Origin of the sequence: Shigella sp. FC1967 (genome assembly GCF_001743005.1) — a bacterium.
Taxonomy (GTDB): Bacteria; Pseudomonadota; Gammaproteobacteria; order Enterobacterales; family Enterobacteriaceae; genus Proteus.
The window spans coordinates 1-226 of sequence record NZ_MIIZ01000389.1; the positions used below are offsets into that span (position 1 = coordinate 1).

A 226-nucleotide genomic window follows, 5' to 3' on the forward strand; every position below is an offset into this window, starting at 1 on the left:
TTCTCTATCGAGAAATTTCTTCACAATAGGGGCATCAAATTCTTCAGGATCACAGAACTTCGTCAGTAAATAGACGACACCATCAGCGCCCGTCTTTTTCACCATATCGGCAATTAAACGACCGCGTTTTTTTCTCTGGGTCATACAGCAATGAGCACCCTTCTAGCTGAGCAATTTGCTCTGCCATTGCTTCATAAGGTGAATTATTTTCAGGAATATCTTGGCG

Annotated in this window: 1 protein-coding gene; it reads right to left on the reverse strand. The window is 42.5% G+C overall.

Going from position 1 to position 226, the window contains the following annotated elements; translation table 11 throughout:
* The coding region (locus BHE89_RS24845; RefSeq protein ID WP_353615101.1) for a 2-hydroxyacyl-CoA dehydratase family protein at positions 1-144 on the reverse strand (144 nt) is incomplete at its 3' end.
* Positions 145-226 lie beyond the last annotated feature (82 nt).